We start from the raw sequence: 23,130 nt of genomic DNA, 5'->3' as shown, positions 1-23,130 counted from the left end.
TCACTCCCATCGGAACAGCGCGGCGCCGGCGGCCGTGGCCGCCACGATTATCCCCGCGAGGATCAGCAGGGGAAAGACCGCGGCGGTGCCGGACCAGGCGTCCCCCAGGGCCTCCACGGCCGGGGTCAGGGGCAGGAAGTCGCCGATCTGACGCAGCGAGCCGGGCAGGACCTTCCTGGGCACGGCCGCGCCCGACAGGAAGATCATGGGGAACATGACCAGCATGCCGATCAGGCTCGCGCCCCTGGTGTTGCGCACGACCGCGGCGATCACGAAGCCCAGCGCGCAGACCATCACCGAGCAGAGCAGGAAGGCGGCGGCCAGCAGGACGACGTTCCCGGGGGGCTGCGCGCCGAACACCGCGATCGTCACGACCACCAGCAGCGCCGAGCCCGCGAGTCCCGCGGCGACCTGGGCCACGAGCTGGGCGCCGAGCAGCAGAACCGGGGAGATCGGCGTGGTGGCCAGCCGCTTGAGCACCTTGCGCTCGCGGTAGGAGGCCAGCAGGCCCGGCAGCGCGCCCATCCCGCCGATGGCGGCGATCATCGCGAGGTAGCCGGGGACCGCCCCGCTGTCGCCGCGCTTGAGCACCAGCAGCATGAGGGGGAAGGCCACCATGAAGAACAGCGAGGCGGGATCGCGCGCCAGCAGCCTGAGCTCGGCCGCCGCCAGAGCCGTGAACGCCCTCATCGGTCCGCTCCTTCCAGGGCGAGGTAGGCCTCTTCCAGCGAGGCGGTTCCGGTCCGGGCGACGAGCTCGCCCGTGGTGCCCGTCGCCGCCACCCGGCCGCGGGCGAGGACGGCGACCCGGTCACAGAGCGCCTCTATCTCGTCGAAGTAGTGGCTGACCAGCACCACGGTGGTGCCCGCCGCCTTCAGGTCGCCGATCAGCCGCCACGTCTCGCGGCGCGCGATCGGGTCCAGGCCCGTGGTCAGCTCGTCGAGCACGACGACCTCGGGGTCGCCGACCAGGGCGAGCGCGAGCATCAGCCGCTGCCTCTGCCCTCCGGACAGGTCGCCGAAGGCCTTTCTCGCCAGCGGCCGCAGGCCCCAGCGGTCCATCACCCCCCGCCAGTCGGCCGCGTCGCAGTAGAGGGCGCCGAACAGACGCAGCGCCTCGGCCACCTTGAGCCGCTCCGGCAGCGAGCTGTCCTGGAGTTGCACGCCCAGGCGCTGGGCCAGGGCTCGCCGCCTGCGCGCCGGATCCTCGCCGAGCACCCGTACCCAGCCTGCGTCGCCACGCCTGAGCCCGATCAGGCACTCGACGGTCGTGGTCTTGCCGGCGCCGTTGTGACCGATGATCCCGAACGTCTCACCGGCCCGGACCGTGAACGTCACCCCGTCCACGGCGACGGTGTCCCCGTACGACTTGCGGAGGTCTGTCACCTCGATGGCTTCCATGCCTCAAGGTTCGCGGCGAGGCCGATCACGCGGCATCACCCGGCACGTCGCCCTCCATCCCTCTTTCGGAGGATGGGATGCGCGTCGCCGCAGGTCAGGGGTACTGCAGGGCAGGCCGGGGTACCAGCAGGGCATGGCCGCCCTTCCGGCGTACACACCGATGACAGCCCGGCTCGGGCGGCTGCCCGAGCCGGAGGGCGACTACGCGCACGAGATGAAGTGGGACGGCGTCCGCGCCCTCGGCTACGTCGAGGACGACACGCTGCGGCTGGTGTCCCGGAACGGCAAGGACGTCACCGCCGCCTATCCCGAGCTCGCCGGCCTCGCCGGCGCCACGGGCGGGCACGCCGTGGTGCTCGACGGGGAGATCGTCGCATTCGACCAGCAGGGCAGGCCGTCGTTCGAGGCGCTGCAGCCGCGCATGCACCAGCGCAACCAACTCAAGATCAGGCAACTCCTGGTCACCACGCCCGTGACGTACCTGCTGTTCGACGTGCTGCACGTCGACGCCGCGACCACGATCGCGATGCCCTACACCGAGCGGCGGCGCCGCCTGGAGGACCTCGTCCACGCGGGGCGCCACTGGGCCATCCCGCCCTACTACGCCGACGGCGGCGAGCACGCGCTGGCCGACTCGCGGCGGCTGGGGCTGGAGGGCGTCGTGGCCAAGCGGCTCACCTCGCCCTACCGCCCCGGCCGCCGCTCGCCCGACTGGGTGAAGGTCAAGAACGTCCGTACGCAGGAGGTCGTCGTCGGCGGGTGGCGGGCCGGGGAGGGCCGCCGGGCGAACACCGTCGGCTCGCTGCTCGTGGGCGTCAACGACGGCAGCGGACGGCTGCGGTACGCCGGGAGCGTCGGCACCGGCTTCACCGACGAGGCGCTGCGGCGGCTCGGCGAGCGCCTGGCGCCGCTGCGGCGGGACACGCCCCCCTTCGACGGCATCACCCGGGAGGAGGCCAGGGGCGGCCGCTGGGTGGACCCGGTCCTGGTCGGCGAGGTGCAGTTCGCCGAGTGGACGGGCGAGGGGCGGCTGCGCCACCCCTCGTGGCGGGGCCTGCGCGACGACAAGGACCCCGGCGAGGTCGTCCGCGAAGAAGGCTGAACGCGCCGGGTCACGCCGGGTCACGCGGCGCCCCGGCGCCGCGCCGCCAGGACGCCGAGCAGCACCGCACCCGCGACGAACGCGACGTTGTGCGCATACTTGGCGACCGTCGGGACCTCTCCCAGCGGTACCGCGAAGAAGCCGACCACCGCGCGCGCGGTCAGGGCTCCGGCGGCGAGCGCGGCGGCGTGACGAATCGTCCACTCCGGCGAGCGGGCGAGGCGGACGGCGGCCGCGCCGCACAATGCCATCACCGCGAGCCCGGCCGCGACCCCGGCCCAGGTCGACGGCAGGAAGTCGAAGACCAGGCCCGCGACCAGGCCGCCCGCCGCCACGGCGAACGGCCGGGGCGCGGCACCGTCCCGTACGGCACCGTTCCGCACGACACCGTTCCGCACGGCACCGTTCCGCACGACGGGGTCCCGTGATCGCCGGCTCAGCGCGAAGAGGACGAGCAGCGCGACGGCGGCCAGCGATCCCCCGATCTGGGCGGCCGCGGCGTGCTCGTCCTCGGTCCGCAGGTGGTCGCGCAGGACCAGCGCCGCAGCCGCGAGGTACAGCGCCGCGGCCGTGACCAGTCCGGGCGTCCGCAGCCAGGGCGTGCGCGACAGCCGCGGGTTCAGCCCCTCCGTCAGCGCGATCGGCACCCCGAAGCTCCAGACCGCGTGGCCCGCGACGAAGGACAGCGTGGTGTGGGCCGCCAGTCCGAGCGGCGCGACGTACGTCGGGCGGACCATCTCCTCCCAGTAGGGGATGTCCCGATAGCCCTCGCTGAACATGGACTGGTCGACGACGCCGGCCTGCAGCACGCCGAAGGCCGCCGCGAGGGCGAGGATGCCCGGCCAGGACATGCCCAGGCGGCGGGCCGTCTCACGGATGAGCAGCGCGGGCGCGCCGTACAGCGGGCCGAAGATCAGCAGGCCCGCGGCGAGCGCGAGCGGGTCGCCCGTGCTGTCGTCGTAACCCGTGGCGTACTCGGCGCACATCGGCGCCAGCACCAGGAGCCCGGCCGCCATGGCGAGACGCCGTGGATCACGCGTCTTCATCCCGCCTCCACGCGGCGGCGAGGACGACGGCGCCGACGACCGCGACGAGCAGGTTGGCGTAGATCTCGTAGCCGGCGAGGAAGGACAGCCGCGGGATGACCTGGCGGTTGAAGACGTTCAGTATCGCGCCCCAGAACGGCTGCACGGCCAGGTGGTCGATGGTCCCGCTGATGCCCGCGGCGACCAGGAACGCCCCGGCGAGCCGGATGACTTCACGCATGGCCCCGACGCTAGGGACCGGCGGACCCGCCGGGGATCGGGCGTCGGCATGCTCCCGTCCGGCGAAGGTCTCCTGCGTACGGCGTCGGCGCCGACCGAAGTCGGACGGCCCCCGACTTAGGTATGGTCTCGCCGCACGGCGGTGAAGACGCCCTCCGCCGGGTCGTACGCTGCGGGGGATATGGATTCCCCCGCCGCCCCCCGGCACCGGCGAAGCCGGCGCGACTGGCTCGTGGACACGGCGATGTTCGTGCTCGCCGTCGCCTTCGGCTTCTACACGTCGGTGGAGCGTCTGCACGCCGCGCCCCTGCCGCCGGCGTGGCTGTTCACCCTCGACCAAGTCGTGAGCATGCTCGGCTGCGCGGCGTTGTGGCTGCGCCGCAGGTGGCCGGTCGGGCTCGCGGTGACGCTCGTCGCGCTGTCGGCCGTCTTCGAGATGATCGGGGGCCCGATGCTGGCCGCGCTCTTCTCCGTCGCGGTTCACCGCCGCCCGCGGACCTCGGGCACGGTGTTCGCGCTCAGCGTCCTCGCCGCGGTCGTCTTCACATTTCTGCGCCCCGACCCGGACATGCCGCCGCTCGCGCTGCTGACGCTGGGCCTGGCCCTTCAGGGCGCGGCGGTCGGCTGGGGGCTGTTCGTCCACCACCGGCGGCGGCTGGTGCTGGCCCAGCGCGACCGCGCGGCCCGGATGGAGACCGAGGCGAGGCTGCGGGCCGAGCAGGTGCAGCACCAGGTGCGCGACGCGATCGCCCGTGAGATCCACGACGTGCTCGGCCACCGGCTGTCGCTGCTCAGCGTGCACGCGGGGGCGCTGGAGTTCAACCCCGGCGCCGACCCCGCCGACGTCGCCCGCGCGGCGCGGGTGATCAGGCAGAGCGCCCACCAGGCCCTGCAGGACCTGCGCGAGGTGATCGGCGTGCTGCGCGCCCCGACCGGCGAGCCGTCCGCGCCGGAGCGGCCCGGCCTGCCCACCCTGGCCGACCTGGAACAGCTCGTCGCGGAGTCGGGCCGGGCCGGCATGCGGGTGGACCTGTGCGACGACCTCGGCGCGCGCGAGTCGATCCCGGACCGGACGGGCCGCACCGCCTACCGCGTCGTGCAGGAGGCCCTCACCAACGCGCGCAAGCACGCGCAGGGAGCCGAGGTCCGCGTACGGGTGACAGGGGCGCCCGGCGAGGGCCTGACGGTCGAGGTGGTCAACGACGTCCCCGCCGCCGTCGCAGCGGACGCCGCCGGTGGGGGCCACGGCCTCGCCGGCCTGGCCGAGCGCGTCACGCTGGCAGGGGGACGGCTGGAGCACGGGCCCGTGCGCCGCGACGGCGACGGGGGCCCGGGTGGCTGGCGCGTGCGGGCCTGGCTACCGTGGCCTGCATGATCGCGTCAGAAGCCGCGCCGATCGGCGTTCTCATCGCCGACGACGATCCCCTGGTCCGGGCCGGGCTGGAGATGATGCTCGGCGGCGCCCCGGACATCCGCGTCCTCGCCCAGGCCGGGGACGGCGCCGAGGTGCTGCCGCTGGCCGGCCGGCACCGCCCCGACGTGGTGCTGATGGACATCCGGATGCCGGTGATGGACGGCCTGGCCGCCACCGAGGCGCTGCGCGCCCGCGACGGCGCGCCCGAGGTGATCGTGCTGACCACCTTCGACGCCGACGAGCACGTGCTGCGGGCCCTGCGCGCGGGGGCCGCCGGGTTCCTGCTGAAGGACACCCCGCCGGGCGAGATCGTGGAGGCCATCCGCCGGGTGGCCGCCGGCCACCCTGTCCTGTCCCCGGCGGTGACCCGGCGGCTCATCGCCCGGGTCGCCGAGGACGGACAGGACCGGCGCAGGGCCCGCGCCCGGGAGCGCCTGGCGCTGCTCAACGAGCGGGAACGGGAGATCGCGCTGGCGGTCGGCCAGGGCAGGCCGAACGCCGAGATCGGCGCCCTGCTGCACCTCAGCGTCCCCACCGTCAAGACGCACGTGTCGAACGTCCTCGCCAAGCTGGGGCTCAACAACCGCGTCCAGATCGCCCTGCTCGTCCACGACGCCGGGCTGCTCGACGACCCGTTCGGCGCGGACGGCTGACGCGGCCGTCGCGGCGGCGCCGCTGTTTCCCGGCCTGCCCGGCGGACACCTCGGCACCGCCTTTCGCGCTAGGCGACGCGGTAGGGCTCGGCCACGTCGGCGCGCAGCGTCAGGCCGTGACCGGGCGCGTCCGGCGGGCGTACGGCGCCTCCCGTGGGGTCGGCCGCGCCGTCGAACAGGTCGCCCTCGATGCGCACGTGGTCGTGGAACCACTCCATGTGGCGCAGGTTCGGGGTCGCCGCGGCGACGGGCGCGTGCAGGTTGGGCGCGCAGTGCGCCGACACCTCGAGCCCGTGCCCGGCGGCGATCGCCGCCGCGCCGGACCAGCCCGTGTAGCCGCCGCAGCGGGTCGCGTCGATCTGCAGGCAGTCGACCGCGCCCGCCGCGCACATGCGGGTGAAGTAGACGAGGTCGCCGCCGTACTCGCCGGCCGCGATGTCGGCCTCGGACCGCTCGCGCACCAGGCGCAGCCCGGCCAGGTCGTCGGAGGACACCGGCTCCTCGAACCACCGCACGTCGTGGTCGCGCATCCGGCGTTCCAGCCGCACGGCCTGTTTCGCGCCGTAGCCGCCGTTGGCGTCCACATACAGCTCGGCGGCGTCCCCGATGACCCGGCGAGCGAGCGCGACGCGGTGCAGGTCGCGGGCGGGCGCGGTGCCCGCGGACTCCCCGATCTTGATCTTGACGCGGGGGATGCCCTGCTCGTGCACCCAGTGCGCGAGCTGCGCCGTCGTGACGTCGTCGTCGTACGTGGTGAACCCGCCCGAGCCGTACACGGGCACGGACGGCCCGGCCAGGCCGAACAGGCGGGCGAGCGGCACGCCGAGCAGCCGGGCCTTGAGGTCCCAGAGCGCGACGTCGACCGCGGAGATCGCATATCCCGCGACGCCCGTGCGGCCCGCGTTGCGCACCCGGCGGACCATCGCGGTCCACAGGCCCGGCACGTCCATCGGGTCGCCGCCGCGCACCACGGGCGCGAGCAGGTCTGTGACGACCGTCGCGGCGGCAGCCGGCGCGTAGGTCCAGCCGAGCCCGGCCGTCTCGCCGGCGTCCGCGTGGACCACCACCATCGTGGTCGCGTCCCAGCTCAGCGTGCCGTCGGCCTCCGGGCGGTCGGTCGGCACGCGGTAGCCCGACACGTGGAGGTCCCTGATCACGCGCGTCTCCCTACCCGGGCGTGACCCCACGACTCTGGATCGGAGGAAAGATTTTCCATGCGGTGAGTGTTCGGCTTCCCATTCCAGGGGCAGCGCGGCACATATGACGGAAATCGCCTCAGAAGTACTCATCAGGCGGCTCGCCGACTGGGGTGTCGACACCGTCTTCGGGCTTCCCGGTGACGGCATCAACGGCATCATGGAAGGGCTGCGCCGCCAATCCGACCGTGTCCGGTTCGTGTTGGTGCATCACGAGGAGGCGGCCGCGTTCATGGCGGCCGCGCATGCGAAGGCCACCGGTCGCATCGGGGTGTGCCTGGCCACCTCGGGCCCCGGCGGGATCCACCTGCTCAACGGCCTGTACGACGCCAAGCTCGACCACCAGCCGGTGCTGGCCATCACGGGCATGCAGGAGACCAGCGTGCTCGGCACCGGCTACCAGCAGGAGGTCCACCTCGACCGGCTGTACGAGGACGTGGCCGAATACAACCTCGTGGTGGACAACCCGGCCCAGCTGCCCGGGGTGGTGGACATCGCGATCCGCACGGCGTACGCGCGCCGCGGGGTCGCCCACCTGTGCCTGCCCAACGACGTCCAGGTGGCCCCCGCCGACGCCGACCCCTACCAGCACGTCGCCCCCGCGCGGCCGCCCGCGACCGCCCCCGTCTACCTGTCCCCGCCCGGCGTGCCGCGCCAGGAGGACCTGAGGGCGGCCGCCGAGGTGCTCAACGCGGCCCGGCGGCCCGCGATCCTGGCCGGCGCCGGCGCCCTGCACGCCCGCGAGGAGGTGCTGGCCGTCGCCGAGACGCTGGGCGCCCCCGTGATCAAGACGCTCCCCGGCAAGGCGGTCATCCCCGACGACTCGCCGTACGCGGTGGGCGGGATCGGCCTGCTCGGCACGAAGCCGGGCGAGGAGCTGGTCGAGGACTGCGACACCCTGCTGATGGTCGGCACCAACTTCCCCTACACCAAGCACCTGCCCGAGCCCGGCAAGGTCCGCGTCGTGCAGATCGACGCCGACCCCGCCCGCGCGGGCGTGCGCATGCCGACCGAGGTCCCGATGATCGGGGACGCCAAGGAGGGGCTTGCCGCGCTGCTGCCGCTGCTGCACCGCATCGGCGACCGGGCACACCTGGAGAAGTACCAGAAGGCCATGGCCGAATGGCGGGAGAACATGGCCGCCCTGGAGAACCCGGAGCGCGCCCCGATCGCCCCGCAGTACCTGATCGGCTGCGTGGACCGGGCCGCCTCCGACGACGCCATCCTCACCTGCGACTCCGGCACGATCGCGACGTGGGCGGCCCGGCACTGGACGATCCGCGGCGGCCGGGAGTTCTACCTGTCGGGCAACCTCGCCACGATGGCCCCCGGCCTGCCGTACGCGATCGCGGCGCAGCTCGCCCACCCCGACCGGCAGGTGATCGCGTTCATCGGCGACGGCGGCTTCGCGATGCTGATGGCCGAGTTCCTCACCGCGGCCCGTCTCGGCCTGCCGATCACCGTGGTGGTGAACAACAACGGCTCGCTCGGCCAGATCCTGTGGGAGCAGATGGTGCTGGGGTACCCCGAGCACGGGGTCAGGTTCGGCGCGCCGTCCTCCGACTTCTCCGCCTGGGCCCGCTCCTGCGGCGGCTACGGCCGCAAGGTCACCGACCCCGCCGAGGTGGACGAGGCCGTACGGCAGGCCCTGGCCCATCCCGGGCCGGCGCTGGTGGACGTGGACGTCGACCCGAACGAGCCGCCCATGCCGGGCAAGGTCGCCCGCGATCAGGCGGTCAAGTTCGCCGAGGCGTTCCTGAAGGGACAGCCGCACAAGGCGGCCATCGCGACGACGCTGTTCAAGGACAAGATCTCTCAACTGGGGCGGTGACGCCATGACGGACCAGGTGATCGTTCCCTCGCCCGTGACGACCCGGCCGGGGCGCCCGTACGTGCGGGTGCGCGACCTGGAGCGGGACCTCGCCGCCCGGGTGGACGGCGAGGTCAGGTTCGACCCGGGCAGCCGGGGCGCCTACTCCACGGACGGATCGAACTACCGGCAGGTGCCGCTCGGGGTGGTGGTGCCGCGCACGGTGGACGCGGCGGCCGAGGCGATCGCCGTCTGCCGGGAGCACGGCGCGCCCGTCACCTCACGGGGCGGGGGGACGAGCCTGGCCGGTCAGACCTGCAACACCGCGGTGGTGATCGACTGGTCGAAGTACTGCCACCGGCTCGTGTCGGTGGACGCCGCGGCGCGCACCTGCGTGGTCGAGCCCGGAATCGTGCTCGACGTGCTGAACCGGCTGCTGGCCGACACCGGCCTGATGTTCGGGCCGCGTCCGTCCACCCACTCCCAGTGCACGCTCGGCGGCATGATCGGCAACAACTCCTGCGGCTCGACCGCCCAGGCGTACGGCAAGACCGCCGACAACGTCGCGCGGCTGGAGATCCTCACCTACGACGGCCAGCGGATGTGGGTGGGGCCGACCAGCCAGGAGCAGTTCGACCGGATCGTCGCCGAAGGCGGGCCGCGGGCGCGGATCTACCGCGAGCTGCGGGCGATCGTGGACGAACACGCCGACGAGATCCGCCGCCGGTTCCCCGACATCCCCCGGCGGGTGTCGGGCTACAACCTCGACCAGCTCCTGCCCGAGGCCGGGTTCGACCTGGCAAGGGCGCTGGTCGGGTCGGAGGGCACGCTGGTCACCGTGCTGCGGGCCGAGCTGCGCCTGGTGCCCGCGCCCAAGGCCGAGTGCCTTGTCCTGCTCGGCTACCACGACATCGGCGTGGCCGCCGACGCCGTGCCGCGCATCGCCCGCCACGGCCCGCTCCAGCTCGAAGGGGTGGACGACAAGCTCGTGGACTTCGAGCGGCGCAAGCACATGCATCCCGACGCCCTCAAGCGGCTGCCGGAGGGCGGCGGCTGGCTCATGGTCTCCTTCGGCGCGGGCTCGCAGAAGGAGGCGGACGCCAAGGCCCATGACCTGCTGAAGGAGCTGAAGGGCGGCGAGCACGCGCCGCACATCTCCTTCCTCGACGACGCGAAGATCGAAAAAGAGCTGTGGGAGGTCCGCGAGTCCGGTCTGGGCGCCACCGCCCGCGTGCCCGGCATGGCCGAGACATGGGAGGGGTTCGAGGACTCGGCCGTCCCGCCGGACAAGCTCGGCGGCTACCTGCGCGACCTGCGCCGCCTGTTCGAGGAGTTCGGCTACGGCGACGCCTCCCTGTACGGGCACTTCGGGCAGGGCTGCGTGCACACCCGCATCCCGTTCGACCTGGTGACGGCCGAGGGGGTGGCGGCCTTCCGCGCCTTCCTCGAGCGGGCCGCCGACCTCGTCGTCTCCTACGGCGGCTCGCTGTCGGGCGAGCACGGCGACGGGCAGGCCAGGGGCGAGCTGCTGCCCAAGATGTTCGGGCCCGCGGTCATGACCGCCTTCGAGCAGGTCAAGGCCGTCTTCGACCCCGGCGACCGGATGAACCCGGGCAAGATCGTCTCACCGTACCGGCTGGACGAGAACCTGCGGCTCGGCCCCGAGTGGACGCCCGCCGACCCGCCCGTCCACTTCGGCTACCCGGACGACGAGGGCAGCTTCCAGCGGGCCGTGATGCGGTGCGTGGGAGTCGGCCAATGCCGCGAGCACACCGGCGGGGTGATGTGCCCGTCCTACCGGGCCACCGGCGAGGAGGAGCACTCCACCCGCGGGCGCTCCCGGCTGCTGTTCGAGATGCTGAACGGCCACGCCGACTCCGTGGTGCGGGACGGCTGGCGTTCCGCCGCCGTGAAGGACGCGCTCGATTTGTGCTTGGCCTGCAAGGGCTGCAGGCACGACTGCCCGATGCAGGTCGACATGGCGACGTACAAGGCCGAGTTCCTCGCCCACCACTACGCCCGCAGGATCCGCCCGATGGACCACTACGCCATGGGCTGGCTGCCGGTGTGGGCCCGCGTGGCCGCGCTCGCCCCGGGGGTGGTCAACGCGCTGGCGCACGCGCCCGTGCTGTCCGGGCTCGCCAAGCGCCTGGCGGGGCTCGAACCGGCCCGGCCGGTCCCGGACTTCGCGCCGCTCCGCTTCAGCGACTGGTATCGGCACCGGGGGCCGCGCGGCGGGGGCGAGCGGGGACCCGTGGTGCTGTGGCCCGACACGTTCACCGACAACTTCCACCCCCATATCGGCCGCGCCGCCGTCTGGGTGCTGGAGTCGGCGGGTTACCGCGTGCTGATCCCGCCGCGCACGCTGTGCTGCGGCCTGACGTGGATATCGACCGGCCAGCTCGGCGTGGCGCGGCGGGTGCTGCGCCGCACCGTGCGAACCCTCGCCCCGGCGCTGCGCCGCGGCATCCCGATCGTCGGGCTGGAGCCGAGCTGCACGGCGGTGTTCCGCGCCGACGCGCCCGAGCTGTTCGCCCACGACCGGGACTTCACCCGGCTGGGCGAGCAGACCAGGACCCTCGCCGAGCTGCTGAGCGCGACCGACGGCTGGGGGCCGCCCCGGATCGACCGGGACGCCGTCGCCCAGCCGCACTGCCACCACCACTCGGTGCTCGGCTTCGACACCGACCGGGCTCTGCTGTCCCGGGCCGGTGTGCGGGTGGAGACGGTGGGCGGCTGCTGCGGCCTCGCCGGGAACTTCGGCTTCACCGCCGGCCACCTGGAGGTGTCGACGACCTGCGCGGAGCACGAGATCCTGCCGGCCATCCGCGCCGCCGATCCCCGCACGGTCGTCCTCGCCGACGGCTTCAGCTGCCGTACGCAGATCGAGCAGGCGGGAGTGGGCCGCCAGGCGATCCACCTCGCGGAGTTGCTGGCGGCCGGGGTGCGGGGCACGCCGCTGGGCGACCACCCCGAGTGGCGGGCCGCGCGCAGGCCCGGCCCGGCGCGGGTGCTGGGGACCCGATGAGCGCCGAGATCATGGAGGAGACGGACCCCGCCCTGGACGAGGACGCGTGGTCCGTGGAGGACGCCTCGCTCGCCCTGGTGGAGATGACCCTCAACGCGATGACGCGCAGCTCCGAGCTCTCGGTCACCCAGTTGCGGGTGCTGCTCGCGGTCGACCGGCACGGCCCGGTGAACCTGAGCGGGCTCGCCGCCCTGCTGGGCATGTCGGTATCGGCCACGGGCCGTCTGGTGGCCCGCCTGCACACCGCCGGGCTGCTGACCCGCCTGCTGTCCCCGCACAGCCGCCGTGAGGTCAGCATCGACGTCACCGAGACCGGCAGGAGGTCGCTGGAGCGGATCCGTGCGGCCCGCCGCGGGCACATCGCCGCCGCGCTGCGCCACCTGCCGCCGGACAGCCGCCGTACGCTCGCGCGGACGCTGCGCGAGCTCACCGCGGCGGCCGGTGCGCACGAAACGGACGGTTAGCCGACGGTCGGCAGGCGGGTCAGCGGTCGCGGTCGGCGGCCAGGCGGGCCAGGGCCTCGAGACCCGCCGCCGGCCCGGGCGCCAGCTCCGCCGACCGCAGCGCCTCCAGCGCCTCGGACAGCAGATCGTCCACCCTGGCGAGGCTCCACGCCCGCCCGCCGGCCTCCTCAACCAGCCGCGCGGCCCGTGGGAGGTCGGCCGGCGCGAGCGGGCGGCGGTACAACGCGGCGAGCGCGCCGCCGGCCGGCGTGCCCGACGTCAGCGCGGCGACGACCGGCAGGGACTTCTTCCGGTTGCGCAGATCCGAGTGGACCGGCTTGCCGGTGACGGCCGGGTCGCCCCAGATGCCCAGCAGGTCGTCGACGATCTGGAACGCCAGCCCCACGCGCTCGCCGAACACCCGCAGGAAGGACACCTGCTCGGTGGTGGCGCCCCCCGGAAGACCGGCGGCCTGCAGCGCGCCGAGGGCGCAGGCGCAGCCGAACAGCGCGCCCGTCTTGCCCTCCGCCATGCGCATGCACTCCCCCAGGCTCACGTCCGCCCGCTCCTCGAAGCCGAGGTCGGCGCTCTGGCCGTCCAGCAGCGACTGGACGCACCGGGCCAGCGTCCGCACGCCGGCGGCGGGGCGGCCGCTCCCGGCGAGCACGGCGAAGGCCAGCGTCAGCAGGGAGTCTCCGGCCAGGATCGCCTCGGAGCGCCCGAAGACGTTCCACACCGTGGGGCGGTGGCGGCGGACCGCGTCACCGTCCATCACGTCGTCGTGGATGAGAGAGAAGTTGTGCACCAGCTCGACCGCGACGGCCGCCGGCAGTGCCGCGTCCGCGTCTCCCCCGGCGCCCTCCGCCGCCAGGAGCGTGAACGCGGGCCGCAGGGCCTTGCCGCCGTCCGCCCGCAGCGGCCGCTCCCGCGCGTCCCACCATCCGAAGTGGTATCCCGCCATGCGGCGCATCGGCGGAGGCAGGGTGTCGACCGCATGGCGCAGGGCGGGCTCCACCAGGTCGCGCGTCCGGGCGAGCACCTCCGCCGCGGTGCGCACTCCCTCTGCAACCGGTTCCGTCACGCTCCCACCACCTCGGGCTCGAGTGGACCCACAGGCCGGCTGGACTTGTCGGCATACCCCGGCCGCCTCCGCACCACACGTGCTTCCCGCTCACCATCGGGGCGCTCACACCCGCCGTCTTCCCTCGTCGCTCGGAGTCGCTCGTCCCTCGCTCCCCACTCGCTCCTCAGTCCAGACCGGCGGCGCGCCCCTCCGGATCGCTCGACATCCCCTAACGTGGTGCCCCATGCGGAAGTGGCTGCAGGAGATGGGTCTCGGGCTCGCCGCCGTCGGGCGCCCCGCGTACATCACGCTCGGCCGGGACGAGGATTTGGGCGGCGACCGCGACGTGGCGGCGATGCGGGCGCGCACCTGGGAGGTGCTGGACGCCGCCCGGGCGGCGGGCGTGCGGTACGTCGACGTGGCCCGGTCCTACGGACTGGCGGAGGAGTTCCTCGCGGGCTGGCTGGCCGACCGGGGCATCCGGCCCGGCGAGGTCGAGGTCGGGTCGAAGTGGGGGTACGAGTACGTCGGCGGCTGGCGGATGGACGCCGGCCGCCACGAGGAGAAGGACCTGTCGGCCGCGCGGCTGCGCCACCAGCTCGGCGAGACCCGCGAGCTGCTCGGCGCGCATCTGTCGCTCTACCAGATCCACTCCGCCACGGTGGAGAGCGGGGTGCTCGACGACGAGGAGGTGCTCGGCGAGCTGCGCGCCCTGCGCGCCGAGGGCGTCGCCGTGGGCCTGTCCACCACCGGCCCCCGCCAGGCCGCGACCATCGACAGGGCGGTCGCGACCGGGCTCTTCGACACGGTCCAGTCGACCTGGAACCTGCTGGAGCGTACGGCGGGCGAGGCCCTGGCCCGGGCGCACGCCGCAGGCCTCGCCGTGATCGTCAAGGAGGGCGTGGCCAACGGCAGGCTGACCGTCCGGGGCGCGCCCCCGGCGCTGGTGCTCGCCGCGCGCGAACGCGGCGTCACCGCCGACGCCCTGGCGCTGGCCGCCGCGCTCGCCCGCCCGTGGGCGGGGATCGTGCTGAGCGGCGCGGCCACGACCGCCCAGCTCGCCGAGAACCTGACGGCGCTCGCCGTCACCTGGGACGACGAGGCGGAGGAGGCGCTCGCCGGGCTGGCGGAGGACGCCGAGACCTACTGGTCCCGCCGCGCCGCCCTCCCGTGGGCCTGACCCTCAGCCGAGGAACTCGCCGTCCTTGAGCTCCAGCACGCGGTCGGCGAGGCCGACGAGGGCCGCGTCGTGCGTGGCCACCAGCGCGGTGACGCCCTCGCCCCGGACGAGCACCCGGAGCAGCTCCATGATCTGCCGGGCGGTCTGGGAGTCGAGCTGACCGGTCGGCTCGTCGGCGAGCAGCAGGCGGGGCCGGTTTGCCAGGGCCCTCGCGATGGCCACGCGCTGCTGCTGGCCGCCCGACAGCTCGTAGGGCCGCTGCTCGGCCTGGTCGGACAGCCCGACCAGGGACAGCAGCACCTTGACCCGCTCCTCCCTGTCCCTGGCGGGAACCCGCGCCAGCCGCAGCGGCACACCCACGTTCTCGGCGGCCGACAGCACCGGGATCAGCCGGAACGACTGGAAGACGAATCCGACGACGTCGCGCCGCAGCCGCAGCAGGCCCTCCTCGGGCAGCTCGGGCACCGGCTGCCCCGCCACCCGCACCCGTCCCTCGTCGGGCCGGTCCAGGCCGCCGACCAGGTTGAGCAGGGTCGTCTTGCCCGCCCCGGAGCGCCCGCGGATCGCGACCAGCTCACCGGGGTGAGCCTCGAAGGAGACCCCTCGCAGGGCGCGCACGCCCTTGGGATAGGTCTTGCGCAGGCCCTCGACGACGACCAGCGGCTCACTCATTCGCCTCTTCCCCCGTGTCCTCTGTGTCGTCTGTGCCGTCGCCCGCGGCCGAGGGCCAGACCCCGATGTGGTCGCGTTCGAGTTCCAGGCGCACCCGGTGCTCCATCGACAGGGCGTTGACGAACTCCCTCGGCAGCTGCAGGCGCCCGGCCCGGTCCAGCACCGCGTACTCCTCGGCGACCACCCTGCCGTCGGAGGAGGTGCGGCGGAACGTCTCGCTGGAGGTGCGGCCGTCCCGGATGCCGACGGTCCGGTCGACCTGCTCCGACACCAGCGGGTCGTGCGTCACGACGACGGTCGTGACGCCGAGCTCCCGGTTGGCGTGGCGCAGCACGCCGAAGACCGTCTCGGCGCTCTCGCTGTCCAGCTCCCCGGTGGGCTCGTCGGCGAGCACCACCTCGGGCGCGTTGGCCAGCGCCACGGCGACGGCCACCCGCTGCTGCTCGCCTCCGGACATCTCCCCGGGCCGCCGGTCCGCGCGGCCGGCCATCCCCGTCAGCTCCAGCAGCTCGTCCGTACGCGCCGACCTGGCCCGCCGGGACGTGCCGCCCGCCAGCCGCATGGGGAGCATGACGTTCTCCCGCGCGGTGAGGTACGGCAGCAGGTTGCGGGCGGTCTGCTGCCAGACGAAGCCCACGACGGAACGCCGGTAGCGGAGACGGTCGCGGGGCGTCATGGACAGCAGGTCGATCCCGGCGACCCGGGCCAGCCCGGCCGTCGGCACGTCGAGCCCCGACAGGATGTTGAGCAGCGTCGACTTGCCCGATCCCGAGGCCCCGACGACCGCCACCAGCTCACCCCTGCCGATGAGCAGGTCGAGACCCTGCAGGGCGACCACCTCGACCGCGGCGGACCCCTCGGTCTTGTAGATCCGCACGAGGTTGTCGCACAGGATGTGGGCGTCCGAGCCGAACGCGGGACCGCCCCGCGTCGCCCGGGCCTCCAGGTCAGCCAGCGTGTCCACGGCTTCCTCCCAAATAGGCGCCCACGAGGGCGACGGCGGCGACCCCGGCGGCCAGGGCACCGGCCACGGCACAGGGCAGGACGGGCAGGAGCGCGGTGGCCGTCAGCGCGCCGTAACGCCCGCCCGCGTACGCCGACAGGTCGATCCCCGGCCTGAGCAGCGCGGGCATGGCGAGACCGGCCGCCAACCCGGCGACGGCGGTCAGGACGAGCAGCGGGGCCGCCTCCAGGACGGTGACCAGTCCGGCCTGCCTGCGCGTGAGGCCGAGGGCGCGCAGCAGCCCGAGGTCCTCGGCCCGCCGGGCCGCGCCCCCGGTCAGGGCGATCGCGACGGCCGCCAGCGCGTACGCGGCCAGCGCGGCGGCGGCGACCCGCAGCGCGGTGGTCAGCGCCTTCGTCAGCGGCATCCCGGTGATCTCGGCGAGCGCGCCCGCCACGGTGGTCATCTGCGCGCCGGACGGCAGCAGCGGCCTGACCGCACCCGGGTCTCCCGCGATCAGCAGCGTGTTGACCTGCTCGGGAGCCGCGCGGAGTACGATGAGAGCGCCGTCGCCGGCCCGCACCCCCGGCATCGCGTCGACGGTCCCCGCCGGGGTGACCGTCGTCCGCGCGGGCCAGCCGATATCGAAGCTCCGCATGGCGGACAGGTCGGGCGAGACCAGCGCACCGGTGCCCGGCGGAGGCAGGTGGAGCGGGCTGCCCGCGACCAGGCGGCGGTAGGCGTCGAGATCGACCGCGACGACCGTGGCCGGCCGCCCGCCGAAGCCCACCTCGGCGACCGTCGTCCCGACCGCGGCCGGGACGACGGCCCTGACGCCGGGCGCGTGGGCGATCTGCTCCAGCGTCTCCGGCGCGATGCCCTGCGCGCGCTCCACCCTGATCTCAGCGCCGGTCCGCTCCCACGCCGCCTGCCGCTGGGCCTCCTCCAGCCCTCCGGCGGTGACCATGCCGTACGCCGCCAGCGCGACGGCCGGCAGCAGCGTGAGCACCGGCAGCGCGGCGCCCGGCACGGCCCGGGCGGCGGCGAGCCCGAGGAACGGCACGGCGGCGGCGCGCCGGGCCGCGGCCCGGAAGGCGAGGTGGATCAGGGCCGGGCCGGCGCGCAGCAGCGCCAGCGCGGCGGCCAGCGCCAGCAGCACGGGCGCCGACGCGAGGAACGCGTCGCCCGTGCCCAGGCCGCCCGTGCCCAGGCCGCCCGTGCCCAGGCCGCCCGTGCGCAGGAGCTGGACGCTCGCCACGGCGAGCACGAGCACCAGGATCTCCAGCACGATCCGGCGCAGAGCGTTCGCGGACCGCCGGCCCGTGGACCGCCGGCCCGTGAACCGGCGCGGCGCGGCCGCGGCGCAGGCGATCGCGACGGTACCCACCGCCAGCGCGGCCGGTCCCAGCCGCGCGAACGCCGTCGGTGCGCCCGGCACGAAGCCCGCGGCCAGCTGGCCAGCCGCGGCCGCCGGCACCGCCACGAGCGCGACCGCTCCCCCGCAGGTCAGCACGGCCCGGGCCAGGGACGCGCCGCGGGCGCGCATCAACAGCAGGTCGCCGCGCACCCGCCCGGCGAACAACAGCACGGCCAGGGCCGTGGTGCCCAGGCACACGACGGCCAGCCCGCTCAGGAACACCGTGATGAGCGCGCGCGTGACGGCCAGCCGGTCCAGGTACTCCCGCAGGATGCGGTCGAACCCGGTCGACAGGGTGAGTTCGAGGTCCTGCCTGCCCAGCCGGCGGTCGAACTCCTCCGTGGCGGCGAGCACGTCCGCCGCGTTGCCCGCGCCGACGCGGCCCTGCGCCGGGGTGACGAGCCATCGGAAGATCATGGGCAGCTCGGCGCCCGCGAGCCTGTCGCCGTCGGTGAGCGCGGTGACGATCAGGTCGTCCTCCATGGCGAGCGGCACGCGGTGGTGGATGACGTAGGTGAGCTCGGGCTCCAGAGCCCAGAACCGGTCGGCGGGACGCGCCGGCTCGAACAGGCCGGTGACCTTCGCGGTCAGGTCTCCGAGGCGGAGAGTGTCGCCCGTTCTGATCGACATCTCCGAGGCGGCGACCGCGGGGACGGCCACCTCGAAACGGGTGCCCGAGCCGGGGCCCGGGGGCCCGCCCTCGACGTACCGCACGTGCCGGTCCGCCCCGGAGACCCATTTCAGCGTCAGGTAGCGATGCGCCTGGTTGTTTATCAGGATCGGCGAGGAGGCGGAGAAGTCGAAGAGCGGGGCGGGATCGGCGGCCATCCGCAACGCCGTGGGGAGCAGGGCTCGCCAGGCGGTGTCCGCCCCGGCCACGTCGGCCGTCGTCCGCATCGGCCTCAGGTCGAAGCCCCGGCTGTACTGGACCGTCAGCGCGGCCGTGCCGGGCGGGACGGCGCCGATGATCGACCTGGCCGCCGCGTCGAGCGAGGACTCGACCATCCGGGGCAGGGCCGAGACGACAAGTGCGGCGCCGAACACCAGCGTGGCCAGCAGCGCCGCCACACCTCTGTGCACCCCGAGAAGGCGGATCACGACGCCTCCCCAGAACGCAGCACGGCGGCCGGCTCACGGCGGTGCAGCGACCGCGCGAGCCCCGCCACGATCACGAGGAGCACGGCGAGGACCGCGACGGCGAGCGCCGCCACCTGGAGCCACGGAACGTGGAGCAGCACCGGCAGCCCGCCTCCGGTCGCGTATCCGGCGGTCACCATCGGCGGCACCACCGCGGCGGAGACGGCCACGGCGAGCGCCACTCCGCCGGCCAGCGACAGCCCGACGACGAACGACTGCTCGGCGGCGAGCAGGCCGAGCGTCTGCCGGAAGCTCACGCCGAGCGCGCCGAGCACGGCGAACTCACCCCTGCGCTCGCGCGCCGAGACCGCCGCGTTGACCAGGAAACCCAGCACGGCGAACGCCAGCGCCGCCGCGAAGCCGAGCAGCAGCGCGCCCTGCAGGCCCGCCGCCGTGGGGTCGTCCCTGTGGCCTGCGGTCAGCGTGGCCACGTCGACGACGTCCCTGCGCGCCAGCGCGGTGGCGGCTGGTGTGGTGTCGTTCCCGTCGGCGGCCAGCCACCACTCCGTCACCGGCCAGTCCGCCCCCTGCGCGCCTTGGCCCCGCAGCGCGGCGAGGTCGGCGAGCAGGGCCGGGGTGCCCTCCGGTGTGCCGGGCATCGCCGTGACGACGCCCACGACCCGGATCGGGATCGCCACCGTGCCGGCCGTGATCCTGGTGGTGTCGGCCAGACCGGGGGTCACCACGACCGGTAGCGGCTGTCCGGCGGACCCGGCGATCCGGGAGGTCAGCGTGGCCGGCGACCGCTCCGACAGGTCGGGGCGAAGCAGCAGGACCCGGCCCAGGTGCGCCGCGTCCGCGGCGATCAGGGTGGCGTCCGCGCCGTTCGCGACGACCGTGGCTCGGTGCGCGGGCACGGCCGCCGCGACTCCCGGCAGCGCGGTGAAGGTCCGGGCGTCGTCGCCCGGGAGGGCCGAGACGCGCAGGGCGGCGCCGGCGAGATGCATGGCCCGGTCCTCCTGGGCGCCGCGCCAGGTCGCGGCCGTGGTCAGGGACAGCACGCCTATCGCCGTCGCCATCGTCAGCAGCAGCGCCGGACCGGAATAGCGGGCCGGGCGCCGGCTCACCTGCCGGGCGGCCACGGCCGGCCCGAACCCGGGGCGGCGCCGCGTCGCCCGCTCGGCGACCCTCGCGACGGCGGGCACCAGCCGGAGGGCGGCCATCCCGCCGCAGAGCAGGGCGAGCGCCGGCCCCGCCCCGACGAGCGGGTCGAGCCCGAGCTCGCCGCCGAGGCGCGTGACCTCCGGCGCGTCCTGGGCGCGCAGGCGCCAGACGGCGAGCGCCGCCAGGACGAGCAGCGCCACGTCGGCCCCGGCCCGCTGGACCAGGCCCGGCCGGTCGGCGCGCCCGAGCACCGCCTGCTCCTCGACGTACGTGCGGCGGGCGGCGAGCAGGGGCGGAGCGGCCAGCATGGCGGCGCAGGCGAGCGCGACCGCCGCCGCGACCGCGAACGTGGCCCCGTCGGGCGCGCGGGGCGGCGCCACGCCGGTGGCCTCGATCCAGGGGAAGGCGCTCATCAGCCGCAGGAGGACCGGCGCGAGGAACGGCGCCACGGGCGCACAGGGCAGCGCGATCAGCAGCGCCTCCCCCGCCGCCGTGGCGGCGAGCCGCGGCGACCCGCCGCCCCTCGATCGCAGCAGCGCCGTCTCCATCCGGCGGTGCTCGGCGAGCAGCCGCGCGGTCAGCGCCAGCGCGTACGCGCTCAGCACCAGCAGCTGGAGCACCGGCACCAGCATGGTCGAGCGGGCGACCAGGGCGCCGCGGTCGAGCCGCAGCAGCGTGCCGGACAGCGTCTCGGTGACGGTGCACCGGGGGCAGCCGGACCGCACGTCCGCGGAGACCGCGGCGACCGACGCCGAGAACGGCCGCAGCCGGTCGGAGGAGAGCCGGCGCAGGTCGGGTTCGGCGAGCCAGCGGGCCGAGACACCGGTCGCGAACCTGCCGAGGAAGGCGCCGGCCGGCACGACCAGGGGGCCGCGGGAGGTGAAGTCGCCGGTCTGCGTGCCGTAGCGCAGCAGTTCCTCTCCCCTCCAGCGCGGGTCGTCGGGGTCCCGCAGCCGGAACACGCCGGCGACGCGCACGCGGACCGATTTCCCGTCCAGGCGTCCGACGACGGTGAACTCGTCGCCGGTGGAGACTCCCATCGCCCGCGCGGCCGGCTCCGAGAGCGCCACCGCCGTTCCCTCCGTGGGCCAGCGGCCACTCACCAGGTCCGCCTGGCCGTCCAGTCCCTCGTACGCGGCGAACCGGGTCAGGACGGGCTGACCGCCGCGGTCGTCTTCCTTCAGCGCGTACGAGGCGGACTCGACGCGAACGGTGACCCGTACGGGCACCTCGCCGTGGGCGTGGGCGATCCCCGCGCGGACGGCCCGGTCGGCCGCGGCGAAGTCCCCGGCGGTGACCGAGGAGGTGACGACGGTCGCGGTGGCGGCGAGCGGCGCCGTCTCCAGGGCCCGCCGCACACCCGCCTGGGTCACCGAGCCCGCGTGCAGCAGCAGAGCCGAGATCGCCGTGGTGGCGAGCAGGATGGAGCCGAACGCGGCGGCCAGCAGCAGGGGCTCGGCCAGCGCGCGCCGGACCACCAGCGGCAGTCGCCCCCGCACCGTCCTCACCACGTTCGTCCGAGTCTCGCCACGTTCATCCCGGCATCATGGCAAGGGTGATCGAGAAGCACCAGCGCGCCATTCGTCTAGGGTGAGGGCAAGACGGGCCGAGGAGGGCTGCATGCCTGCGGTGGGGCCGCTGCTCACGGGAGATCCGGCCGAGATCGGCGGCTGCCGGCTGGAGGGCCGCCTGGGCGCGGGCGGCCAGGGGGTGGTCTACCTCGGCCGCACGGCCGAGGGCGCCCCGGTGGCGGTCAAGCTGCTCCATGAGGGCTGGTCGGGAGACGAGAACGCCCGCCGCCACTTCGCGCGGGAGATCGACGCCGCGCGGCGGGTCGCGCCGTTCTGCGTGGCCCGGGTCCTCGACTTCGACCTGGACGGCCCCCGGCCCTACATCGTGAGCGAGTACGTGGAGGGCCCCACGCTGCGGCAGGCGGGGCGGCGGTCCGGGCCCGCCCTGCACCGGCTGGCCGTCGCGACCGCGACCGCACTCGCCGCCGTGCACCGGGCCGGGATCGTGCACCGCGACTTCAAGCCGGCCAACGTGCTGCTCGGGCCCGACGGTCCGAGGGTCGTCGACTTCGGGGTCGCCCGCGGCCTCGGCGCCACCACGGCGAGCGGCGGCATCGTCGGCACGCCCGCCTACATGGCGCCCGAGCAGATCGCCGGCGAGCCGCCCACGCCCGCTTGGGACGTGTTCGCGTGGGGCTGCGTGATGGTGTTCGCCGCCACCGGCAGGCCGCCGTTCGGCGACGACGCGCTGCCGGCCGTGCTGAACCGCGTCCTCACCCAGGAGCCCGACCTGGGCGACCTGGAAGAGCCGCTGCGCTCCGTCGTGGCGCTGGCCCTGCGCAAGGACCCCGCGGAGCGCCCGGGCATCCTCGACATCACGATGCGGCTGCTCGCCGCGGCGCCGGAGGGGGCCGCCGGGGACGTCGCGGCCGGGCTCACCACCGCCGGGCGGCCCGTGCATCCAGAACCGGACACCGTCCCCCCACGGCGGAGCTCGGGCCGCCGCCGGGGGCTGCTCGCCGGGGCGGCGGCCACCCTCGCGGCCGCGACGACAGTGGGCGTGCTGCTGTCCGTGCTGCCGTCCGAAGGCGTCGCGGGCGGTGACGGGCGGCACGGGGCGGCCGCCGTCACGCCGGCGCCCTCAGCCGCCACGACACCCACACCGAGCCCCACACCGAGCCCCCTATCGAGCTCCGCGCCGACCCCCGCGCCAGCGGTCACGTCGCGCGCGCCCCTGCGCTTCACCGCACGCTTCGCGGGCGTGTGGCGCGGCAGGGTGGACTACGAGCCCGGCGCGTACGACACGCTCGTGCTGACCGTGCCGAAGGGCGGCGACACCGTCACCGAGCGGTTCGTCGACTACCGGTGCGAGGGCAGGTCCAAGCTCCAGGTCATCAGCGGGACGACGGTGCGGCTGACGCGGGTGTCGATGCGCGGCAACTGCGTGCGCAACGGCACGATCTACCTCACCGTCCACGACAACGGGACGATGACCTTCGACTACAACGGACACGGCGAGAACGCGGTGACGAAGAACGAGCCGTTCTCCATGATCGCCACGCTGCAGCGAACGTAGCGTTTCCGATATATCAGACAGACCGTACTTGCGGGACATACGGCACGAAGGTGTAAGTTGACCACCGCAAGCGACGGACGCGGAGGAAGCCGGTGTGAATCCGGCGCGGTCCCGCCACTGTCACCGGGGAGCGACCCTCACCCACGCCACTGCCCAGCACGGGCGGGAAGGCTGAGGGGAGCGCTGATCCGGGAGCCAGGATACTCCGGCCGTCGG

The 23,130-nt window shown here is 74.7% G+C and carries 18 protein-coding genes and 1 riboswitch; of the genes, 8 read left to right on the top strand and 10 right to left on the bottom strand.

Annotated elements, in window-relative coordinates; translation table 11 throughout:
- Window positions 1–690, bottom strand: a complete 690-nt coding sequence (locus tag ACIBK1_RS16365; protein WP_030508049.1) for an ABC transporter permease — start codon at window positions 688–690, stop codon at window positions 1–3.
- Complete coding sequence (locus ACIBK1_RS16360) at window positions 687–1,400, bottom strand: ABC transporter ATP-binding protein (protein ID WP_030508048.1); 714 nt, start codon at window positions 1,398–1,400, stop codon at window positions 687–689. The genes ACIBK1_RS16365 and ACIBK1_RS16360 overlap by 4 nt, the downstream gene beginning before the upstream one ends.
- A 133-nt stretch (window positions 1,401–1,533) precedes the next feature.
- Here ACIBK1_RS16360 and ligD point away from each other — a divergent pair, with 133 nt between their 5' ends.
- Entirely contained in the window at window positions 1,534–2,502 is a 969-nt protein-coding gene (gene ligD, locus ACIBK1_RS16355) for a non-homologous end-joining DNA ligase (protein ID WP_030508047.1), read from the top strand.
- Window positions 2,503–2,522: 20 nt separating this feature from the next.
- Here ligD and ACIBK1_RS16350 read toward each other — a convergent pair whose 3' ends face one another.
- Complete coding sequence (locus tag ACIBK1_RS16350) at window positions 2,523–3,548, bottom strand: hypothetical protein (RefSeq protein WP_156080911.1); 1,026 nt, start codon at window positions 3,546–3,548, stop codon at window positions 2,523–2,525.
- A complete protein-coding gene (locus ACIBK1_RS16345; RefSeq protein ID WP_030508045.1) occupies window positions 3,535–3,768 on the bottom strand; it encodes a hypothetical protein in 234 nt (77 codons plus the stop codon). Before ACIBK1_RS16345 ends, ACIBK1_RS16350 begins: the two co-directional genes overlap by 14 nt.
- Window positions 3,769–3,948: 180 nt before the next feature.
- Between ACIBK1_RS16345 and ACIBK1_RS16340 the strand changes: the two genes are divergently transcribed.
- Both ACIBK1_RS16340 and ACIBK1_RS16335 read left to right on the top strand, forming a co-directional pair.
- Window positions 3,949–5,142 carry a sensor histidine kinase gene (locus ACIBK1_RS16340; protein WP_396735674.1) on the top strand — a complete coding sequence of 398 codons (1,194 nt, stop codon included), beginning with the start codon at window positions 3,949–3,951 and terminating at the stop codon, window positions 5,140–5,142.
- The gene (locus tag ACIBK1_RS16335; RefSeq protein ID WP_396735671.1) at window positions 5,139–5,834 is read left to right on the top strand and encodes a response regulator; all 696 of its coding nucleotides are present in this window, start codon (window positions 5,139–5,141) and stop codon (window positions 5,832–5,834) included. The genes ACIBK1_RS16340 and ACIBK1_RS16335 overlap by 4 nt, the downstream gene beginning before the upstream one ends.
- 68 nt (window positions 5,835–5,902) lie before the next feature.
- Here the strand turns inward: ACIBK1_RS16335 and ACIBK1_RS16330 are convergent, their stop codons facing one another.
- On the bottom strand, window positions 5,903–6,991 hold the full coding sequence (locus ACIBK1_RS16330; RefSeq protein WP_396735668.1) for an enolase C-terminal domain-like protein: 1,089 nt from the start codon (window positions 6,989–6,991) through the stop codon (window positions 5,903–5,905).
- 103 nt (window positions 6,992–7,094) lie between these two features.
- On the opposite strand from ACIBK1_RS16330, the gene ACIBK1_RS16325 reads away from it, so the two are divergent.
- The 3 genes from ACIBK1_RS16325 to ACIBK1_RS16315 are packed head-to-tail and all read left to right on the top strand — an operon-like array spanning window position 7,095 to window position 12,332.
- The gene (locus tag ACIBK1_RS16325) at window positions 7,095–8,861 is read left to right on the top strand and encodes a thiamine pyrophosphate-dependent enzyme (RefSeq protein WP_396735665.1); all 1,767 of its coding nucleotides are present in this window, start codon (window positions 7,095–7,097) and stop codon (window positions 8,859–8,861) included.
- Window positions 8,862–8,865: 4 nt separating this feature from the next.
- Entirely contained in the window at window positions 8,866–11,868 is a 3,003-nt protein-coding gene (locus ACIBK1_RS16320; RefSeq protein WP_396735662.1) for an FAD-binding and (Fe-S)-binding domain-containing protein, read from the top strand.
- Entirely contained in the window at window positions 11,865–12,332 is a 468-nt protein-coding gene (locus ACIBK1_RS16315) for a MarR family winged helix-turn-helix transcriptional regulator (protein WP_396735659.1), read from the top strand. The genes ACIBK1_RS16320 and ACIBK1_RS16315 overlap by 4 nt, the downstream gene beginning before the upstream one ends.
- 19 nt (window positions 12,333–12,351) lie before the next feature.
- Here ACIBK1_RS16315 and ACIBK1_RS16310 read toward each other — a convergent pair whose 3' ends face one another.
- Window positions 12,352–13,392, bottom strand: coding sequence for a family 2 encapsulin nanocompartment cargo protein polyprenyl transferase (locus ACIBK1_RS16310; RefSeq protein WP_030508038.1), 1,041 nt, complete (start codon window positions 13,390–13,392; stop codon window positions 12,352–12,354).
- 226 nt (window positions 13,393–13,618) lie between these two features.
- On the opposite strand from ACIBK1_RS16310, the gene ACIBK1_RS16305 reads away from it, so the two are divergent.
- Complete coding sequence (locus ACIBK1_RS16305) at window positions 13,619–14,554, top strand: aldo/keto reductase (protein WP_030508037.1); 936 nt, start codon at window positions 13,619–13,621, stop codon at window positions 14,552–14,554.
- Between the two features lie 3 nt (window positions 14,555–14,557).
- Here ACIBK1_RS16305 and ACIBK1_RS16300 read toward each other — a convergent pair whose 3' ends face one another.
- Genes ACIBK1_RS16300 through ACIBK1_RS16285 form a run of 4 tightly spaced genes read right to left on the bottom strand, consistent with a single transcriptional unit; the run spans window position 14,558 to window position 21,326 of the window.
- Complete coding sequence (locus tag ACIBK1_RS16300; protein ID WP_030508036.1) at window positions 14,558–15,226, bottom strand: ABC transporter ATP-binding protein; 669 nt, start codon at window positions 15,224–15,226, stop codon at window positions 14,558–14,560.
- The gene (locus ACIBK1_RS16295; protein ID WP_081903537.1) at window positions 15,219–16,190 is read right to left on the bottom strand and encodes an ABC transporter ATP-binding protein; all 972 of its coding nucleotides are present in this window, start codon (window positions 16,188–16,190) and stop codon (window positions 15,219–15,221) included. The genes ACIBK1_RS16300 and ACIBK1_RS16295 overlap by 8 nt, the downstream gene beginning before the upstream one ends.
- Window positions 16,174–18,684 (bottom strand): FtsX-like permease family protein, encoded by a 2,511-nt coding sequence (locus tag ACIBK1_RS16290; protein WP_396735655.1) that lies wholly within the window; start codon window positions 18,682–18,684, stop codon window positions 16,174–16,176. Before ACIBK1_RS16290 ends, ACIBK1_RS16295 begins: the two co-directional genes overlap by 17 nt.
- Complete coding sequence (locus tag ACIBK1_RS16285) at window positions 18,681–21,326, bottom strand: FtsX-like permease family protein (RefSeq protein ID WP_396735652.1); 2,646 nt, start codon at window positions 21,324–21,326, stop codon at window positions 18,681–18,683. Before ACIBK1_RS16285 ends, ACIBK1_RS16290 begins: the two co-directional genes overlap by 4 nt.
- 121 nt (window positions 21,327–21,447) lie before the next feature.
- On the opposite strand from ACIBK1_RS16285, the gene ACIBK1_RS16280 reads away from it, so the two are divergent.
- Window positions 21,448–22,914 (top strand): serine/threonine-protein kinase, encoded by a 1,467-nt coding sequence (locus ACIBK1_RS16280; RefSeq protein ID WP_051761719.1) that lies wholly within the window; start codon window positions 21,448–21,450, stop codon window positions 22,912–22,914.
- A gap of 82 nt (window positions 22,915–22,996) precedes the next feature.
- A riboswitch (cobalamin riboswitch) is annotated at window positions 22,997–23,120 on the top strand.
- Window positions 23,121–23,130: the final 10 nt, after the last annotated feature.

Origin of the sequence: Microbispora rosea (assembly GCF_044460045.1) — a bacterium.
GTDB lineage: Bacteria > Actinomycetota > Actinomycetes > Streptosporangiales > Streptosporangiaceae > Microbispora > Microbispora rosea.
The sequence above is the reverse complement of the archived record's forward strand: the minus strand, read 5'-3'. Positions and strand labels throughout refer to the sequence as shown.